Annotated in this window: 17 protein-coding genes and 2 pseudogenes; 13 read left to right on the plus strand and 6 right to left on the minus strand. The window is 73.4% G+C overall.

Translation table 11 applies throughout. The features are described from left to right. The first annotated feature begins 300 nt into the window (after window positions 1-300). Window positions 301-693, plus strand: coding sequence for a DUF1330 domain-containing protein (locus AB0G84_RS18255; RefSeq protein WP_361321291.1), 393 nt, complete (start codon window positions 301-303; stop codon window positions 691-693). A 97-nt stretch (window positions 694-790) separates the two neighbouring features. On the opposite strand, the gene AB0G84_RS18260 is transcribed toward AB0G84_RS18255, so the two are convergent. After that, the gene (locus AB0G84_RS18260) at window positions 791-1,189 is read right to left on the minus strand and encodes a nucleotidyltransferase domain-containing protein (RefSeq protein ID WP_361321293.1); all 399 of its coding nucleotides are present in this window, start codon (window positions 1,187-1,189) and stop codon (window positions 791-793) included. 371 nt (window positions 1,190-1,560) lie between these two features. On the opposite strand from AB0G84_RS18260, the gene AB0G84_RS18265 reads away from it, so the two are divergent. After that, window positions 1,561-3,651: a restriction endonuclease gene (locus tag AB0G84_RS18265; protein WP_361321295.1), complete on the plus strand. Its 2,091-nt coding sequence runs from the start codon at window positions 1,561-1,563 to the stop codon at window positions 3,649-3,651. Between the two features lie 133 nt (window positions 3,652-3,784). Here the strand turns inward: AB0G84_RS18265 and AB0G84_RS18270 are convergent, their stop codons facing one another. After that, a complete protein-coding gene (locus tag AB0G84_RS18270; protein WP_361321297.1) occupies window positions 3,785-4,597 on the minus strand; it encodes an alpha/beta hydrolase in 813 nt (270 codons plus the stop codon). A gap of 624 nt (window positions 4,598-5,221) precedes the next feature. Here AB0G84_RS18270 and AB0G84_RS18275 point away from each other — a divergent pair. From AB0G84_RS18275 to AB0G84_RS18300, 6 genes and pseudogenes are all read left to right on the plus strand, one after another. After that, window positions 5,222-5,491, plus strand: a pseudogene (locus AB0G84_RS18275) (cytochrome P450); the annotation flags it as partial. Next, a complete protein-coding gene (locus AB0G84_RS18280) occupies window positions 5,457-5,927 on the plus strand; it encodes a cytochrome P450 (protein WP_361321299.1) in 471 nt (156 codons plus the stop codon). The pseudogene AB0G84_RS18275 and the gene AB0G84_RS18280, both read left to right, overlap by 35 nt. Before the next feature lie 49 nt (window positions 5,928-5,976). After that, a complete protein-coding gene (locus AB0G84_RS18285; protein WP_361321301.1) occupies window positions 5,977-6,171 on the plus strand; it encodes a ferredoxin in 195 nt (64 codons plus the stop codon). Then, window positions 6,168-7,487: an FAD-dependent oxidoreductase gene (locus tag AB0G84_RS18290; RefSeq protein ID WP_361321303.1), complete on the plus strand. Its 1,320-nt coding sequence runs from the start codon at window positions 6,168-6,170 to the stop codon at window positions 7,485-7,487. Before AB0G84_RS18285 ends, AB0G84_RS18290 begins: the two co-directional genes overlap by 4 nt. Before the next feature lie 40 nt (window positions 7,488-7,527). Further along, on the plus strand, window positions 7,528-9,978 hold the full coding sequence (uvrA, locus tag AB0G84_RS18295; protein ID WP_361321305.1) for an excinuclease ABC subunit UvrA: 2,451 nt from the start codon (window positions 7,528-7,530) through the stop codon (window positions 9,976-9,978). An 82-nt stretch (window positions 9,979-10,060) separates the two neighbouring features. Then, window positions 10,061-10,273 carry an EF-hand domain-containing protein gene (locus tag AB0G84_RS18300; protein WP_361321307.1) on the plus strand — a complete coding sequence of 71 codons (213 nt, stop codon included), beginning with the start codon at window positions 10,061-10,063 and terminating at the stop codon, window positions 10,271-10,273. A gap of 15 nt (window positions 10,274-10,288) precedes the next feature. Here the strand turns inward: AB0G84_RS18300 and AB0G84_RS18305 are convergent, their stop codons facing one another. Next, complete coding sequence (locus AB0G84_RS18305) at window positions 10,289-11,212, minus strand: LysR family transcriptional regulator (RefSeq protein ID WP_361321309.1); 924 nt, start codon at window positions 11,210-11,212, stop codon at window positions 10,289-10,291. Between the two features lie 169 nt (window positions 11,213-11,381). Between AB0G84_RS18305 and cpt the strand changes: the two genes are divergently transcribed. The 5 genes and pseudogenes from cpt to AB0G84_RS18330 all read left to right on the plus strand — a co-directional run bounded on the left by cpt (window position 11,382) and on the right by AB0G84_RS18330 (window position 15,381). After that, entirely contained in the window at window positions 11,382-11,915 is a 534-nt protein-coding gene (gene cpt / locus AB0G84_RS18310; RefSeq protein ID WP_361321311.1) for a chloramphenicol phosphotransferase CPT, read from the plus strand. Between the two features lie 273 nt (window positions 11,916-12,188). Next, window positions 12,189-12,827, plus strand: coding sequence for a LysE family transporter (locus AB0G84_RS18315; RefSeq protein ID WP_361321313.1), 639 nt, complete (start codon window positions 12,189-12,191; stop codon window positions 12,825-12,827). 265 nt (window positions 12,828-13,092) lie between these two features. Continuing rightward, the gene (locus AB0G84_RS18320) at window positions 13,093-13,953 is read left to right on the plus strand and encodes a hypothetical protein (protein WP_361321315.1); all 861 of its coding nucleotides are present in this window, start codon (window positions 13,093-13,095) and stop codon (window positions 13,951-13,953) included. A gap of 57 nt (window positions 13,954-14,010) precedes the next feature. After that, window positions 14,011-14,463: pseudogene (locus AB0G84_RS18325) on the plus strand (hypothetical protein); the annotation flags it as partial. Between the two features lie 441 nt (window positions 14,464-14,904). After that, window positions 14,905-15,381, plus strand: a complete 477-nt coding sequence (locus AB0G84_RS18330; protein ID WP_361321317.1) for a hypothetical protein — start codon at window positions 14,905-14,907, stop codon at window positions 15,379-15,381. 143 nt (window positions 15,382-15,524) lie between these two features. Here AB0G84_RS18330 and AB0G84_RS18335 read toward each other — a convergent pair whose 3' ends face one another. The 3 genes from AB0G84_RS18335 to AB0G84_RS18345 form a co-directional block, all read right to left on the minus strand. After that, window positions 15,525-16,955 (minus strand): amino acid permease, encoded by a 1,431-nt coding sequence (locus tag AB0G84_RS18335; protein WP_361321319.1) that lies wholly within the window; start codon window positions 16,953-16,955, stop codon window positions 15,525-15,527. A 145-nt stretch (window positions 16,956-17,100) separates the two neighbouring features. Beyond that, complete coding sequence (locus AB0G84_RS18340) at window positions 17,101-17,316, minus strand: dodecin (protein WP_361321321.1); 216 nt, start codon at window positions 17,314-17,316, stop codon at window positions 17,101-17,103. A gap of 96 nt (window positions 17,317-17,412) precedes the next feature. Further along, window positions 17,413-17,874: a universal stress protein gene (locus tag AB0G84_RS18345; protein WP_361321323.1), complete on the minus strand. Its 462-nt coding sequence runs from the start codon at window positions 17,872-17,874 to the stop codon at window positions 17,413-17,415. Window positions 17,875-17,987: the final 113 nt, after the last annotated feature.

Consider the following 17,987-nt stretch of genomic DNA (forward strand, 5'->3'; position numbering starts at 1 on the left):
ACCCTCAGGCCGGTGCATCAGCCGACCCGCGCCCGGCTGGCCCGCGCCCGGCCGACCCGCGCCCGACCGACCCGCGCCCGGCTGGGCACGCGATCTGGCAGGACCCAGCGACCGGCGTGCACCCACGCCCGTGCCGGGAAAGCTCGCAGGCGGCAGAGGGCTCCGTACGCCGGTGCGTTGTCCCGCCCCGCCGTAGCGCGCATGGGCACGTCTTACCCCGGAGGTAATCGACCCCACCCCGGACGGCTGGAAGCGTGGAGCACGGCACCACCGCCGTACTCCGACCGGAAAGGCCGTCCCATGAGCGCCTTCGCCATCGCCCACCTCCGCCCCGCCGCCGCGCACCCGGACATCGCCGAGTACGTCGAGCGCATCCAGGCCACCATGGCCCCCTTCGGCGGACGGTTCCGGGTGCACAACGCCCAGGTCGAGGTCGTGGAGGGGGACTGGCCCGGTTTCGTCGTCGTCATCGAATTCCCCGGCCTCGACGAGGCGCGGGCCTGGTACGCCTCTCCCGCCTACCAGGAGATCCTCCCGCTGCGCACCCGGCACATCCAGGGCGATCTCGTCCTGGTGCCCGGGGTCGCCCCCGACTACGACGCCACGGCCACCCCGGCCGACAGACGAGATACCGCTCAAGACGCCGCGCGGAACGATCACCGGCGTGGGCGGATCCGCACGACCTCCAACTGAGCTACAGGCGTGGCGCATTCGGGCAAGGGGCGGAAAAGGGGCGGGCAGGGGAACCGTACGCAGGCCGGTGGAGCCACGGCGCCCGCTTCCGGGGCGGTCATGGTCGGCAGGCCCGGATCAGGTGGGCGAGGATGCCGGCCGGGTCGTGCAGGGGACGCGCGCCGTCGCTGACGACGCGGCGGGTGCCGGGGTCGACAGGGTCGGTCCGTGCCCAGTCGGTAGGCCCGACGTTGATCTCGACCTCCAGGCCCGAGGCCGTGGCGAAGCGCCGCTCGGTGAGGGGGCCCCACGACCGGATCCGGATCGGTTCGCCCAGGTCCAGCTCGTGGGCCCAGGCGTGCTCCGCGTACCGCGTCCGGTCCGTGGTGAGCAGGGTGAGGTCGATGTCGGAGTCGGGGCGTGCGGCGTTGCGTGCGCAGGAGCCGACGAGGAGCAGGCCCACGACGTCGTCGCGGTGTTCGGCCCAGTGTGTGAGGCGATCGATGATCTCGGTCATCTCGGCCGCTCGTTCCGGCGAGATCCCTGCCGGTTGCCCTGTCGGTTGCCCTGCCTGTTGCCCTGTCTGATCCGCTGGCTGTGGACCGTGGTGCGTCATCTGAGCTCCTGGGGGTGGCCTGCGACGGTGCGTCTCGGCGGCGTAGGGCCCCTTGGTCTCCGGCGCCGGTCCGCTGCCGGACGGAGGAGAAGATAGCGCCGAGGACGGCCGTCGGTCGGGATCGTCCGGTGCGGCATTGCCGGCGGCCGAACTTCCCGTCCCGCACCGTCCCGGCACGGCGTTCCCCGCTAGAGTCGACGGGAACAGCGCAGGTGAAACCGCTTCCACAGGGTTCCGGGGGCCGTCGCCCCGGGGGGAGGACGAAGACCGATATGAGCCGCCGTTCCCAGGGATTACTGGCCGTCTGGGCCGAGGCGCAGCGTCAGCAGCAGCGCCGGGAGGAGGCCCAGCGCCGGGCCTCGGCGCAGCAGCAGCGCGATGCGGAACGGCAGGCACGGGACGCCGAGCGGGCCATGGCGCGGATGCACCGTGAGCGGCAGGCGGCCTATCGGCGGCAGCGCGAGGCCGACGCCCGGCGCCGTACCGAGGGGTTGGACGCCCGGGTCGCCGCGCTGACCGGGCTGCTCGCCGACGGCTGCCGTGCCCCCGCCTTCACCCCCGCTGCCCTGCTGCGCCCCGAGAGCATCGAGGCGTTCGCCCCGGGCGCGCTGGTCACCCCCGTACCGATGCCCGACCCCGCCCGTTATCAGACGCCGACCGGCGGCTGGCAGATAGGGGGCGCCCGCCGTGACCGCGCCCAGGAGGAGGCTCGCGCCCGCTACGAACAGGACCGGTACGCCGCGCAGGCCGCCGAGAGCCAGCGGCAGGCCCAACTCGCCGCCTACCGGCAGCAGTACGACCAGTGGGCGGCCGGCACGCTGGCCGGGATCCGGCAACACAACGCCGGCGTTGAGGAGCTGCTCAGCGCCCTGCGCGGCGGTGATGCGGAGGCCGCCGTCGAGTACTTCTCGGCGGCGCTGTACTCCTCCACCGCTTGGCCGGAGGGCTTCCCGCGCCGGGTCGCCGCCGCCTACGACCCGACGTTGCGACAGCTCGTACTGGACTGGGAGCTGCCCGGCTACGACATCGTCCCGGAGAGCAAGTCCGTCCGGTACCTGTCCACCACGGACCAGGACAAGGAGACCGCCCGCCCGGCCGCCCAGCGCCGCGTGCTCTACCGCGAGGTGCTCGCCCAGAGCATGCTGCTGGTGCTGCGGGACCTCTTCGCCGCCGATGCCTACGGCACGCTGGATTCGGTGGCGCTCAACGGCTTCGTCGACGATGTGGACCCGGCCACCGGCCGCCCCGCCCAGATCTTCCTGGCCACCGCCCTGGTGCCCCGGGACGCCTTCGCCGCGCTGCACCTTGCGCAGGTCAGCGCGGTGGAGTGCCTGACCGACGGGCTGCGCGGCCAGCTCTCGGCCCGCCCCGACCAGCGGACCGCGGTGCGCCCCGGGCGGCTGCCGGGCGACGTTGGGGGCCGGGCCGCGGTGGTGACGCACGGCGGCGACAGCGAGCCGGACCTGTACCAGATGGACCCGATCGCCTTCGAGAACCTGATCGCCGAGCTGTTCCGCGCCATGGGCATGCAGGCCGTGACCACCCAGCGCTCCGGCGACGGCGGCGTCGACGTGGACGCCCTGGACCCCGACCCGATCCGCGGCGGCAAGATCGTCGTGCAGGTCAAGCGCTACCGCAACACCGTCCCGCCGACCGCCGTCCGCGACCTCTACGGCACCGTCCAGTCCGAGGGCGCCAACAAGGGCGTACTGGTGACCACCTCCCGCTTCGGCCCCGGCGCGCACACCTTCGCCAACGGCAAGCCGCTCAGCCTCATTGCCGGCCCCGAACTCGTCGACCTGCTGGGCCGGTACGGGCTGCGCGGACGGCTCGGCCCGGCCGACCCGGTGGCCGGAGCCCCCGCCGCCGAGGAGGCGCCGGACCACAACATCCTCGGCATGAACTGGTCCGGCGAGGTCGCCCTCGACGTCTGCGCCCTGGTCTGCAAGGGCACCGCCGTGCTCAGCGACGACCACTTCGTCTTCTACAACAACCCGCGCACCCCGGATGGTTCAGTGCGGATGCTGCCCGGCTTCGTCCCCGACCGCGCCGCGATGCAGGTGCGGTTCGAGGCGCTGCCGGCGGATGCCGACCGGCTGGTGCTGGTCGCCGCCATCGACCCGCAGGTCGATCCGCACGCCGATCTGGCCGGTTTCACCGATGCCCGGATCCGGCTGCTGGACGCGGCCGGCGAGGAGCTGGGGCAGCTGGAGGTCTCCGACGGGCGGCCCGGCGAGACCGCGCTGGTGCTCGGTTCCTTCCGGCAACGGGCGGGCGGTGACTGGGACTTCGTGATCGGCGGCAAGGGGTACCGCGGCGGCCTGGAGGCGCTGGTGCAGGAGCACGGCATCGAGGTCGCCTGAGACGGGCTGCCGCGGTGGCCGACGCGATGGCCGGCCGGAACCGGTACCCGCGCGGACGCCGAGCCGTGTGCACGCGCGGTACCGAGGCGATCGGCCCCTTTCCGGCCCCGCGCGGGCGTCGGGCGCGGCCGCGTCAGCTCTGCCACAGCCGGGTGAGGATCGCGTTCACCACCTCCGGGCGGTCCTGGTGCGGGGAGTGGTCGGTGCCGCTGATCCGTACGTGGCGGGCGCCGATCGCCTCGGCCAGGTACTCCCCGCAGGCGGCCAGCGCCCGCCCGGTGAACTCCCGGTAGTCGGGGTGGGCGGTCTCCCAGGTGCCGTTGATGACGGTCTTGGGCAGGCTGGCCGCGGCCAGCGGTCTGAGCTCCAACTCCGCGTCCCACACCGGGCGTTCGCGCATCGCCGAGCGCACCGCGCGCAGCATCCGCGGGGTCGGCTCCGGCACCGGCATCCCGTACGGCTCGGTGGAGCGCCGCAGGTACTCCTGCGGGCTCACCTCCGGCCCGGTCCCGCCGGACTCCCCGAACGCCGCCCGGATCCGGGTCAGGGCCGCCGCCACGACGGGGTCGGCGGCCGCGGTGCGCAGTGCGGACGGTTCGATCAGGGTCAGTGACCGCACCGCCTCGGGGCGCGCCGCCGCGGCCAGCATCGCGGCCGCCGCGCCGTAGGAGTGACCGACCAAGTGCGCGCCAGTGCCGAGGAGTTGGACGAGGTCCTCGGCGTCGACCGCGTAGTCGCTGTGGTCGATGTCCGGGCTGTCGCCGAAGCCCCGGCGGTCGACCAGTTCGAGCCGGAACAGTTCGGACAGCGGCCGCTGCCCGGCGAAGCACCGGGTGCCCCAGCTCATGGTGCCGTGCACCAGCAGTGCACGCGGCGCCCCGGGCGTCGCCCCGTCCCATACCGTCACATGCAGCGGCGCACGGTCCTCGGATGGTTGCAGCTCCATACGCCCTCACGGTAGGGGAGGGGGCGGCCTGTCGTCCCCCGTACGCCGGTGCTGGTAGGGCCGGTACTGCCGGTGCCCGATGCCGCGGCCCGCAGTGAGCGGGCGGCGGTGCGGACCCGCAACCCGCCGCGGGGCGTGGTCGGCGGTGCACGGCCGGGCGATGCTCTGGCAGGTCACGCCGAGCCGCAAGGACACCAGCCGGCTGGACCGGTTCGTCGGCGAGATGCTCGCGCTGTTGCCGGAGCGCTGACCACGCCTCACGTGTGGCGCGAAAACCTCACCCGTCTCCACCCCCCCCCGACATATTTAGTTGTGTCCTGCATATGTAAGTTCACGGGTGTCAGGCGAACGTTCGACTCAGCACGCACGCCCCCTACCGGCGTGCCCACCAAGCCAATTGAGTGAGATGAGCGAGATGACGATGCGCACCGCCCCGGCCGAGCAGCCGGCACCGCCCCGAACGGCTGCCCCTTCGACCCGCCGCCCTTCGCGGACCTGCTGGAGCAGGGGGAGCCGCACGCCGCGTTCGGAGCCCTGCGCACCGAGCGGCCGATCTCCAGGGTTGCGCTCCCGGACGGCAGTTGGGCCTGGCTGGTCACCCGCTACCACGACATCCGGGCGGTCCTGGGCGACACCCGCTTCAGCTCCGACACCACCGTCCACGGCTACCCGGTCAGCGGCATGACCGGTGGCGCCCCCCACGCCAACCGCGGCTTCATCCGCCGGGACCCGCCCGAACACACCCGGCTGCGCCGGATGGTCAACCGGGAGTTCATGGTCAAGCGGGTCGAGGCGCTGCGCCCGGAGATCCAGTGGATCACCGACGAGCTCTGCGACGCGATGGAGCGCACCGAGGGGCGTGAGCGGGGCGGGGTGGACCTGGTCGAGGCGCTGGCGCTGCCGGTGCCGTCACGGGTCATCAGCCTGCTGCTGGGCGTCCCCTACGAGGACCACGACACCTTCCAGCGGCTCACCCGCAACCCTGCTCTCCCGGACCGTCCCCGACGACGAGCGGGCGGTCGCGCGGAGCGAACTGCACGACTACCTGGACCGGTTGGTCACCGCCAAGGAGGCCGCACCGGGCGAGGACGTCTTCGCCGACGCCGGGCGGCTGGCGATCGCCAGCCCCAACTCCCAGCACCACGTCGCCTTCGGCTACGGCATCCACCAGTGCCTCGGCCAGGCGCTGGCCCGCGCCGAACTCCAGATCGTCCTCGGCACGCTGCTGCGCCGCTTCCCCACCCTGCTGCCCGCGGTGCCGGTCGAGGAGATCCCGTTCCGTACTGACATGGCGATCTACGGCTGCCACGCTTTGCCGGTCACCTGGTGACCGGCCGACCCGCCCGCCCCGTACCGCGACCCCACGGAGTACCCCCGTCATGAAGATCACCCTTGATGCCGACAAGTGCTGCGCCGCCGGCCAGTGCGTGCTGATCGCCCCCGAGGTCTTCGACCAGCGCGACGAGGACGGCGTGGTCGTCCTCCTCGACGCCGAGCCGCCCGCCGCGCAGCACGCCGCGGTCCACGAAGCGGCCGCCCTCTGCCCGGCCGCCGTGATCGAGGTCCAGGCATGACCGCCCGGCCGATCGCCGTGGTCGGCGCCTCGGCGGCCGGTCTCGCCGCGGCCGAGGCGCTGCGCCGCTTCGGCTGGACCGGCCCGCTTAGCCTGATCGGCGACGAGCAGCATCTGCCCTACGACCGGCCACCGCTGTCCAAGCAGCTGCTGCACGGGACCTGGGAGCCCGGCAAGCTGCTGCTGCGCACCGAGGAGCAACTCGCCCCGCTCGACCTGGACCTGCGGCTCGGCACCCGGGCCACCGGCCTCGACGTGGCCGGCCGCACCCTCACCCTCGACGGCGGCGCGGGGGGCCCCGCGCTCGGGCAGCGTGGCGAGCGGGAGCGGCTCGACTGCACGGGGGTGATCATCGCGACCGGCGTGGCGGCCCGTACCCTGCCCGGCACCGACGCCATCGCCGGCATCCACACCCTGCGCACCCTCGACGACGCCCTGGCCCTGCGCGGCCGGCTGACCGGCACCGGCCGCCGCCTGGTGATCGTCGGCAATGGCGTGCTGGGCTGCGAAGCCGCCGCGGTGGCCACCGAATTGGGGCATCACACCACCCTCGTCGGTCTCGACGAGGTGCCGATGGCCGCCGCGGTCGGCCCCGCGGTGGGCGCCCTGCTGGCCGAGGAGCACCGGGCCCACGGCGTGACGCTGCACACCGGGGCGGTGGACGGCTTCGAGACCGCCGCGGGCACCGTCACCGCCGTACGGCTGGCCAAGGGGGGTCCCCCCGGCAATGGGGGCGTAGCCGCCGGGGGAGGCACCGTGCTGCCCGCCGACACCGTGCTGCTCGCCGTCGGGGCCACGCCCGCCGTCGGCTGGCTCACCGACCCCGCGCTGGACACCGCCGACGGGCTGCGCTGCGACGCGTACTGCGCCGCCGCCCCCGGCATCTACGCCGCCGGCGACGTGGCCCGCTGGGACCACCCGGTGTACGGCCGGCCGCTGCGCTTCGAGCACCGGATGAACGCCACCGAACAGGGCATGGCCGCCGCCCGCAACCTGCTCGCCGAGGTGGCCGCGGACGGCCCCGGCGCCCAGGAGCGCCGTCCCTTCGCCCCGGTCCCGTACTTCTGGTCCGACCAGTACGACCTCAAGCTCCAGGCCTACGGACCGACCGCCGGCGCCGACCGGATCGAGACCCCCGTCCTGGACCGGGCCGGGCGCCGGATCCTCGCCGTCTACGGCCGCGCCGGACGCTGTGTGGCGGTGCTGGTGTGCGGGCTGCCGCCCCGGCAGATCCGGGCGCTGCGCGCCGTGGTCGCCGATCCGCTCGACTGGGAGGAGGCGCGCGAGCGGATCGACGCCGCCACGGCCACCGGCTGACGCTGCCCGGTCCCCACGGACCGTGCCCGATCATGGAGGGATGGCCGATTCGTACGTACGGGTGCGCGGCGCCCGTGAGCACAACCTCCGCGGCATCGATGTGGACATCCCGAGGGACGCGCTGGTCGCGTTCACCGGGGTGTCCGGATCGGGCAAGTCCTCGCTCGCCTTCGGCACCCTCTACGCCGAGGCGCAGCGCCGATACTTCGAGTCGGTGGCGCCCTATGCCCGGCGGCTGATCCACCAGGTCGGCGCGCCCAAGGTCGAGGACATCACCGGGCTGCCGCCGGCCGTCGCCCTGGAACAGCGGCGCTCCGCACCCACCGCCCGTTCCTCGGTCGGTACCGTCACCACCCTCTCCAACACCCTGCGGATGCTCTTCTCCCGCGCCGGCGACTACCCGGAAGGCGCCGAACAGCTCGACTCCGACGCCTTCTCGCCCAACACCGCGGTCGGCGCCTGCCCCGAGTGCCACGGCCTGGGTACCGTCCACCGGGTCACCGAGGAGTCCCTGGTACCCGACCCGTCGCTGTCGGTCCGCGAGGGCGCCGTCGCCGCCTGGCCCGGCGCCTGGCAGGGCAAGAACCTCCGCGACGTCCTCGCCGCCCTCGGGTACGACATCGACCGGCCCTGGCGCGAGCTGCCGCCGGCCGACCGGGACTGGATCCTGTTCACCGACGAGCAGCCCGTGGTCACCGTCCACCCGGTGCGCGAGGCCGGCCGGATCCAGCGCCCCTACCAGGGCCAGTACATGAGCGCCCGGCGCTACGTCCTGCACACCTTCGCCGACTCCAAGAGCGAGACGCTGCGCAAGCGGGTGCAGGGCTTCATGACCGCCGAGCCCTGCCCGGTCTGCGCCGGACGGCGACTGCGGCCCGAGGCGCTCGCCGTCACCTTCGCCGGCCACGACATCGCCGCCCTCGCCGGGATGCCGCTCGCGGCCCTGGCCGGGCTGCTGCGCCCGACCGCCGACCGCGCTGACGACGCGGTGGCCCCGGCGCTCGCCCGCGACCTGGTGGCCCGCATCGAGGTCCTGACCGAACTGGGCCTGGGCTACCTGAGCATGGACCGCCCCTCACCCACGCTCTCCGCCGGCGAGCTCCAGCGGCTGCGGCTCGCCACCCAGCTGCGCTCCGGCCTCTTCGGCGTCGTCTACGTCCTGGACGAACCCTCCGCCGGGCTGCACCCCGCTGACACCGAGTCGCTGCTGACGGTGCTGGGCCGGCTCAAGGAGGCCGGCAACTCGCTCTTCGTCGTCGAGCACGACATGGACGTGGTCGGGCGCGCCGACTGGATCGTCGACATCGGCCCGCGGGCCGGGGAGCACGGCGGGCAGGTGCTGCACAGCGGCCCGGTCGCGGCGCTCGCCGGCGTCGAGGACTCCGCCACCCGCCGCTACCTCTTCGCCGCCGAACCGCCCGCCGACCGCGCCCCGCGCCGCGCCTCGGGGACGGTGACCCTGCGCGGCATCACCCTGCACAACCTGCGCGGTCTGGACGCCACCTTCCCGCTCGGCGTCTTCACCGCCGTCACCGGCGTCTCCGGATCGGGCAAGTCGACCCTGGTCACCCGCGTCCTGGCGGACGCCGTACGGGACCGGCTGGGCGACGGCGGGAGCGACGCCGGTGAGGACGGCACCGCCACCGGGCCCACGGCCCGCGCCCAGCTCACCGCGGCCGACGGCCTGGCGGCGATCGACCGGCTGGTCCGCGTCGACCAGAAGCCCATCGGCCGCACCCCGCGCTCCAACCTCGCCACCTACACCGGCCTGTTCGACGCGGTCCGCAAGGTCTTCGCCGCCACCGACGAGGCCCGCGCCCGCGGCTACACCGCCGGCCGGTTCTCCTTCAACGTCGCCGGCGGCCGCTGCGAGACCTGCCAGGGCGAGGGCTTCGTCGCCGTGGAACTGCTCTTCCTGCCCGGCACCTACGCGCCCTGTACCGACTGCCACGGCGCCCGCTACAACCCCGAAACCCTCCGGATCACCTACCGCGGCCACACCGTCGCCGAGGTGCTGGCGATGACCGTGGACACCGCCGCCGGCTTCCTCGCCGACCTCCCTGCCGCCGCCCGCAGCCTGCGCACCCTCCAGGACGTCGGCCTCGGCTACCTACGGCTGGGCCAGCCCGCCACCGAGCTGTCCGGCGGCGAGGCCCAGCGGATCAAGCTCGCCACCGAGCTCCAGCGCACCCGCCGCGGCCACACCCTCTACCTCCTCGACGAGCCCACCACCGGGCTGCACCCCGCCGACACCGAGGTGCTGCTGCGCCAGCTGCACGGCCTGGCCGACGCCGGGCACACCGTGGTGGTCGTCGAGCATGACATGGGCGTGGTCGCCGGCGCCGACCACGTCATCGACCTGGGCCCGGGCGGCGGCGCGGACGGCGGCCGGATCGTGGCCGCCGGTACCCCCGCCGAGGTCGCCGCGGCACCCGGCAGCCGTACCGCCCGTTACCTGGCCCGTCGGAGGGCGCGACCGGACGCGGGATGACGGTCCGCTAATGTACGCAGGTCAGATCAGCAGGCACCACCACGGCGCAGCACCGCGCCGTACCACGGAGGGGGCATCTCTCATGGCAGACATCGAGAAGGCCAAGGCGGCATTCGCCCGTTTCGACGCGGACGGCGACGGCCAGGTCACGCCGGAGGAGTTCAAGCACGCGATGGCCGAGATGGGCGACCCGTTCGTCACCGGCCCGGTCGCCGAGGCCGTCATCAAGGCCAAGGACACCGACAATGACGGCAAGATGTCCTTCGACGAGTTCTGGCAGGCCCTGCAGAGCTGACGCCGGAACCCGCGCTCACGCCTCCTTCGCCTCCCGCTCGCCCGCGGCCGTGCGCAGCGCCGCCAGGCCGCGGGCGACCGGAGGCTGCCGCTCGCTGCCGCGGCGCACGGCCGCCACGAACCGCCGTACCGGCAGCGGCTCCCCGCGCAGGGGCACCCGTACGACCGGGCAGTCCTCCGGCACCGGCGCCAGCCTCGGCGCCAGACAGATCCCGAAGCCGTGCGCGACCAGTGCGGCGACCGCGGACCAGTCCACGGCGTGGTGCCGCACCCGCGGGGTGAAGCCGGCGGCGGCGCAGGCGGCCAGCAGCAGTCGGTGCTGATCGGCCGGGTCACCGGCCCGTATCCAGTGCTCCCGGGCCGCCTCCGCCAGCGGCACCCCCGGCTCCGCCCGCCCGGCGAACCGGTGACCGGTCGGCACCAGCAGGTCCTGCGGCTCCGTCAGAACCGGTTGCTGGACGAAGCGTGCGTCATCCGGCGGCGGGCCGCCCGGCGCCGGAATCACCACGGCGATGTCCGCCCGGCCGGCCAGCAGCAGCTCGAAGCGGTCCTCGCCCGGGTCCTCGCCGATCTCCACCGCCAGCCGCGGCAGTTCCTCCCGCAGCCGCGCCACGGCCGGTGCGATCACCCCGGCGACAGCCGTCGCCACACCGGTGATCACCAGCCGCCCGGCCACTCCCTCGGCGTACCCCGCGAGGTCCGCGCGGGCCTCCTCCCAGCGCAGGAAGAGCGCATCGGCGTGCTCGACCAGCGCCAGCGCCGCCGGAGTCAGCCGCACCTTGCGGCCGTCCGGCTCCAGTAACTCCAATCCGAGCCGGGCCGACAACTGACGCAGCTGCTGGGAGACCGTCGACGGGGTCAGATGCAGGGCCTCTGCGGCCGCGGTGATGGTGCCCCGTGCATGCAGGACGCGCAGGGTCTGAAGCCTTGGATCGATCACGGGGTGAGGCTAGGCCCTACCGTCGAACTCCCGCCGCCCTTCGGGCAGTCGACGGGGGCCGTGCCGACCGGGGCCTGGTGCGGTGACCGGGAACAGCACCGGGTGGTGGCAGCGGAGCGGTGCGCCGCCGTGCGTTTCGTGTCGTGTGGGGGCGCCCTACTGTGGCGTGGTGACGACTCAGTTGATCATTCTCAACGGTGGTTCCAGCTCGGGGAAGTCCGGGATCGTACGGTGCCTGCAGGCCGTCCTGCCGGATCCGTGGCTGGCGTTCGGGTGCGACTCGTTCATCGACGCGCTGCCCGCGAAGATGCGGGCGTCGGACGGGGGAATCGTGCTCGCGGCGGACGGCAGGGTGAGCGTCGGGGCGGACTTCCGGGCGCTGGAGGCGGCCTGGAGGGACGGTGTGGTGGCGATGGCCCGTGCAGGCGCCAGGGTCCTCATCGATGACGTCTTCCTCGGCGGGGCGGCGTCCCAGCAGCGGTGGCGGAAGGCGCTGGGCGCACTGCCCGTGCTGTGGGTCGGCGTCAGGTGTGAGAGCGCCGTCGCCGCATCCCGCGAGGTCGCACGAGGAGATCGCATCGCGGGGATGGCCGAGGCGCAGGCGGCTGTGGTGCACGAGGGGGTGCGCTACGACCTGGAAGTGGACACCACGCACACCGAGTCCCTGAGGGTTGCGCGCACCATTGCGGCCCGCGTCAGCTGATCGCCGGATCGACTGCCGGGCCGCCCGACGGCCCAGCCGACCGGCCAACTCCCCTCACTCGACTGCCCGACCGCCGGACCGGCAGCCGCGGGCCACTCGGCCTGCGGCGGTGCGGGGGCGGCACCACCACCGGGTTCCGCTTGCGCTGTGGACGCGGGCACCGGCGCGTTCCGGCCGGACGGTTGGTGGCACCGACCGTGTGAAACCGCCACACGGTGCCCTGCGGAAACTTTCGATGGACCCACACAGTCGGCCCGCCCGACGCTGGAGGGCATGACCGAGATCCTTACCGACGCCCTTCTGCCGGGCTTGTGGGCGGGCTATGCGCTGGCGGTGCCCGTCGGCGCGCTGGCCGTGTTGCTGGTGAGCGTGACCGCCCGCACCTCGTTCCGGGTCGGCGCCTCGGCGGCGCTGGGCGTGGCGACCGCCGACGGCCTCTATGCGCTGGCCGCGGTGGTCGGCGGTGCCGGCCTCTCCCGCACCGTCGCGCCGGCGGCGGGCCCGCTGCGCGCGCTCGCCGCCGTCGTCCTGCTCGGCATGGCGATCCGCATCGCCGTACGGACCCTGCGGCACCGCGGCGGGCGGCCGGAACCGGAACGGGAGGTTCTGCGTCGCCCCGCCCGGGCCTATCTTGCCTTCCTGGGACTGACGTTGATCAATCCGTGGGCGATCCTCTACTTCTCCGCGCTGGTGCTCGCCGGCGGAGCGGGCACCTCCGGAGCCGGCGTGGGAGGACCCGCCGCCTTCGTGGCGGCCGTGTTCACCGCCTCCGCCAGCTGGCAACTCCTCCTCGCCCTGGGCGGAGCCGCCTGGGGCAGCGCGCTGACCGGTCCGCGGGGCAGGGCGGTCACCGCGCTGCTGTCCGCGGGGGTGATCTCGACGCTGGCAGTGGGGCTGCTGGCGGGCGGTTGAGCCGAGGCCCACCGACGGCGGTGCGGCGTGGCCGCCGGTACCCCAGCGGGACGGCTCCGGACCCACGGTGCAGGCCGGTTCACGGCCCGAGCGCGGCTCGCCGGTGGTGAGGTACGCCCTGCCCCGGGTGGCCGGTGAACACGCAGGGTACGGCGCGACCAGATCGGGCGCCTGCCGGGGTTCGTCCTTGTCCGCATGGTCGTGGCCGTAGGGGTGTCGACCAGCCAACTCCGGTGCACCGCACGCCGCTCGATAGGCTCACCAGGTGCCCCAACCCGACCGGACCGACGCCCCGCCCCCACGCATCCCCGCAGCTTTCATCCGGTACGCGGTGGCTCTGGAGGCCGCCGAGCTCGCCTGGGGGCGGCTGAACGGCCGTCTGACCCCCGACGACACCGTCGAACTCGCCTTCCTCCGGCGCTGTGACCTCGGCGCGGAACGCGGTGCGGCGTTCGCCCGGATCCATACGAGGGGGCCGGTGCCGGCCGAACTCGACGCCGTCTGCCGGGAGATCGCGGGAGACCGGGACCGGGACCGGGACCAGGTCCGCGGCCCCGGCGGGGACGCTGCGCACGACCCGCGGCGGATCTGGCGCTACCTGGAGCTGAGCTGGCGCACTTCCCGGGGCGGCCCCGCCGAGGACGCCGTATCGCGCCAACTGGACGAGGGGCGGTCGGAATTCCTGCTCGCCCGGGCCGCGTCGGGGTGCGGTATGAACTGGCAGGAGTCCTCCGCACTGCTCGGCACCGACCGGCCCGAAGAGGTGGACGCCGCCTTCGCGCGGGGCGAGGGGCAGGTGGGCGTCGCCGTCATCGGGCTCGCCCTCACCCACCCCGACGCGGAGGCGATCCTCCCGCGGGTCGCGCGGGCCCTGGAGCGTGCGCGGGAGACCGACGACCCCGGACTGCGCCACCAGGGCATCGTCGCCCTCGCCCACACCGCCCGACTGCACGGCACCGTCGACCGCCGCTGCCTGGACCTGCTGGCGCGCTGCCCGCGCGGCAACGAGGCCGACCAGGACCTCTGGACGTATGTGGCGCGGCGCCGGCTGCCGTGGTGGTTGTGGCGACAGGCGCTGGGGGAGTGGCTGTGGGCGTGGCGGTCCCGGCTCACGTTCCGGGGCTGAGGACCCGTGCCGGCGGTCGCCGGGCGGCGTGGTGGGGCTGAGCGCCGCTACCCGCTCCCGCAGCAGCCCGGCTCCGGCGGCAGCAGCGGCATCGCCGCCTACTCCGAGCAGGCGTTCCTGGCGGGCGGCTGGGAAGAGGTCCGGGACCGGGTCGGTCCGCACTGGTGGGCCACCATGCGCCTGGCCGGTCGTGCGGCCCTGCACCGCAGCGCGGTCCACCTCACCCGCGGCAGCGTCCCCAGCATGCGCGCACTCCTGTTGGACCTGACGATTCCCCGTACCTACCTGTTGCCCGAGGCCGACGGCCCGCTCCCGGGTGCCGACGCGCTCGCCGCGGCGGGGGTGGCCGTGGTGGCGATCCCGGACTGCGGGCACAACATCATGCTGGACAATCCGGAGGCCTTCACCCGGGCCACCGCGGCCGCGTTCGCAGACCAGAGCCAGGGGCAGGGCCAAGACCAAAGCCAGGGGCAGGGCCAAGACCAAGGCCAGGGGCAGGGGCAGAGGTAGAGGTAGGGCCAGGGCCGGGAAGGGCGGGACTCCGGGCGACAGCGGGCTGCTGCACTGGCCATCGGTGAACCGCCGGGCCAGCGTGGCCGAACGCCGCGCACCCGTCACCTGGTAAGGATCCGGCAAGAGGTGATGACGCGGCAAAAATCATGAGGTGTCTGCCTTGCTCTCTTCAGCGGGGCGTGCCTCAATGGGCAGCGATTCAGGTCGCTGACTGTCCATCAGGTTCCCTCTGGTTCCTTCCGGTTTCTTCCGGTCCCTTTGGGCTTCGACGGTGTTCCCCGGCGTGCCCCTCGGCTTCCGGCGTTCCGGTGCCGGCCGGCACGGGGCCCCTCCCGGCCCCGCGTGGCCGCCCGCCGTTCCCTCGCTCCCCCGACGGCCGCGGTCACGGACCTGTGACCTCACCCCCCTCACGAAGGCGGTTCCCCCATGAGACACGCCATGCGATACCTCAGACCGGGCAGGCGCGGCATCGGTGCGGCGCTCGGCGTCGCGTTCGCCGCCGTGGGCACCCTCGCGCTGGCCCCGGCCGCGACCGCGGTGACACCCGGCACCGCCACCATCACCTTCGACTGCGGTCTGTACGGCAAGGGCAAGGCGACGCTCACCGCCACGCAGAACGGCACCGCGGCCACCATCAATGTGTCCACCTCGGCGATCACCCCGCCGATAGACGTCGCCGCCAACTCCGTGAACTCCACCCTGACCCTGACCAGGAACGGCTCCGGCACCATCGCGTTCACCGGCAGCTCCAACCCGGCGATCCCGGCCGGCAGCGCCGTCTCCACCGGGCCGCTCAAGGGCACCGTGGCCGCCGGCGACCGGCTCGCAGCCACCTCCCTGAAGGTCGTGGTCTTCGGGGTCACGGCCACCTGCAAGGCCACGTCGGCACAGTCCCCGGGCCCGTTCGTCTTCTGACGCCGGGGCCTGACGGACCGACGGCCGCGTTCTGACCCGGAGGCCTGACGGACCGACGGCGAGGGGCCGGCGGACGACTGCCCGCCGGCCCCGCGCCGTGTCCCCGCACCGCCGGCCGTACGGAGCGGCCCGGCCCTGCCGGATCAGCCGGAGGCCTCGCCGGTTTCCTGCCGCGCCAGGTTCGAGTGCCGGTAGGAGTACGTGAAGTAGATGACCATGCCGACGAGGAACCAGACCACGAACCGCACCCAGGTCTGCCACGCCAGGAACGTGATCAGCCAGAGCGAGAAGCAGACGCCGATCGCCGGCACCACCGGCATCCCCGGGGTGCGGAAGGTACGTGGCAGGTCGGGGCGCTTGTAGCGGAGCACGATCACCGCGACGCAGACCACCACGAATGCCAGCAGGATGCCGATGTTCGTCAACTCGGCGGCCTCGCCGATCGGCAGGAAGCCGGCGATCAACGCGGAGGCGACGCCGACGATCCAGGTCACCCGGGTCGGCACGTGGTGGGTGGGACTGGTCTTGGCGAACCACTTCGGCAGCAGCCCGTCCCGGCTCATCGAGAACCACACCCGGGTCACCCCGAGCATGAAGGTGAACATGACGGTCAGGATGCCGATGATGGCGCCGACCGCGATGACATCGGCGAGCCCGGTCAGGCCCACCGACTTGAACGCCGAGGAGAAACCGCTCTCCGGGTCGATGTCCTTGTAGTTCTGCATACCGGTCAGCACCAGGCAGGCCAGGACGTAGAGCACCATCGAGATCGCCAGCGAGTACATGATGGCCCTGGGCATATGGCGCTGGGCGTCCCGCGATTCCTCGGCCGCGGTGCTCATCGCGTCGTAGCCGAAGACCGCGAAGAAGACCGTGGCCGCGCCGGTGAAGGCACCGGTCACCCCGAACGGGAAGAACGGGCGGTAGTTCGCGGTGTCGATGTGGAAGAAGCCGACCGCGATGACCACCACGACCACCAGCACCTTCAGCCCCACCACAATGGTCTCGAACCGTGCGGCGTTCTTGATGCCGAGGGTCAGCAGATAGGCGATCAACAGGCAGAGCACCGCCGCGAAGAGGTCGACCCGGTGCCCCGGCCCCGTACCGGGCGCACCCAGCATCCAGGCGGGCAGATCGAGCCCCACCTCGCCGAGCAGGAAGCCGAAGTACCCCGAGATGCCGATGGCCACCACCGCGACGATCGCGGTGTATTCCAGCAGCAGGTCCCAGCCGATGAACCAGCCGGCCACTTCGCCGAGCACCGCATAACCGTAGGTGTAGGCCGAACCCGCCTTGGGGATCAGCCCGGCGAATTCGGCGTAGGAGAAGGCCGCCGCGGCGCTCGCGACACCCGCGATCAGAAAGGAGACCAGAACCGCCGGCCCGGCCTTCTCGTTCGCGACGGTGCCCGCCAGGGTGAAGATGCCGGCGCCGATGATGCCGCCAACACCGATGGCGGTCAGTTGCCAGAGACCGAGCGCCCGGGTGAGCTGCTGGCTCGCGCTGCCTTCCGCCTCTTCGATGTGTTCGATCGGTTTGCGGCGCAGTACGCCCTGTCCCGCGCGCAGGCCCATGGGTCATCCCTCCGTAGGCTCACTCCATCGTGGTCCAACGGCGGATCATCATGGACCCTCACGGGCCCCGGAGGAAGGCGACTCCCTAGTAGGACCAGGACTCGCCGGGAGAGTTACACGTCAGGGGTGGCAATCGGCGCCACGGTCAGTCGGCGTCCTCCAGCCGGAAGCCGACCTTCAGACCGACCTGGTAGTGGTCGATCGCCCCGTCCACGAGATGCCCGCGGACCTGGGTGATCTCGAACCAGTCGAGGTTGCGCAGGGTCTGCGAGGCGCGCTGGATGCCGTTGTTGATCGCGGCGTCCACGCTGTGCTGGGACGTCCCCACGATCTCGGTCACGCGATAGGTGCGGTCGGTCACGGTGGTCTCCCTCGGCCGGGGCGGCGCTCCGCCCGTCCACCTCCCACCGTGCCTCAGGGCGGGCCGCCCCACCAGCGGAGCGCCCGTACCGCCGGGCTACGGCACGACCGTGACCGGCCAGCGCCCCGCCTTGACCAGACGGACCGCGACCGAGCCCATGATGCGGTGCCCGGCGGACTCCGAGGCGCCCACCACCACCGCGTCGGCCGTGAGCTCGTCGGCCATCTGCACCATGCCGTTGTACGGGTCGCCGCGCAGCGTGTGGAACTCCCAGCGGACCTGGTCCATCCCCTGCAGCCGCTCGGTCGCCTTGCGGATCTCGGCCATCAGTTCCTTGGCCACCTCGTCGGTGGCGTCCACGACCGGTGCGCCCATCGCCGCCCCGGCCGGCAGCACCGGCTGGACGTAGACCAGGGCCAGCTTCGAGCCCTGGCGCCGGGCCAGCCCCGCGGCGTACGCCGCGGCCCGCCACGACGAGTCCGACCCGTCGATGCCGACGACGATGACCTTCGGGCCGTCCGTTCCGCGCTCGAACGGCGCGGCTGCGTTCTGCTCCACACCACGGAGGTTATCCGTACGCGCGTGCTGACGGGCCGGCGGGCCACCCCGGCAGTCCCCGGGCCACGCCGGCAGTCCCCGGGCCACGCCGGCAGTCCCCGGGCCACGCCGGC

This window comes from Streptomyces sp. NPDC020742 (assembly GCF_040641675.1).
Taxonomy (GTDB): domain Bacteria; phylum Actinomycetota; class Actinomycetes; order Streptomycetales; family Streptomycetaceae; genus Streptomyces.